The 410-nt window shown below is 61.0% G+C and carries 1 protein-coding gene; it reads left to right on the top strand.

Translation table 11 applies throughout. From position 1 onward, the window contains the following. Positions 1-32: 32 nt before the first annotated feature. On the top strand, positions 33-410 hold a 378-nt coding region (locus AC6CIA_RS26425; RefSeq protein WP_498316104.1), incomplete at its 3' end, for an Ig-like domain-containing protein.

The raw sequence follows: 410 nt of genomic DNA, 5'->3' as shown, positions 1-410 counted from the left end.
GCTCAGCCGAAATTGGCAACGGTGCGTTGGTGATGATCACTGATAACCAGCCAGCCGACGGTACGTCGCAGAACGTGGTGCAAGCCACGATCACCGACGCCAACGGCAACCTGGTCCCGAATCAGGTCGTCACTTTCAGCGTGGAATCCGGTGCGGCAGCACTGACCGGCCCAACCGCTACTACCAACGCCTCGGGCGTGGCCAGCATGACGCTGACCAGCACCCAGGCAGGCAGCAGCACCGTGAAAGCCAGCATCAACGGCAGCGACCGTACTGTGGACACCACCTTCGTGGCGGATGCGGGTACGGCTGAAATCACTGCGGGCAGCCTGATTGTTCTGAATGATGGTGCGGCTGCAAACAACACCGACACCAACAGCGTGCAAGTGACGGTGACCGATGCCAATGGC

The sequence above is a fragment of the Pseudomonas sp. GQ91 genome (assembly GCF_059758795.1).
Note: the sequence above shows the minus strand (reverse complement) of the source record. Positions and strands in the feature narration are given on the sequence as shown.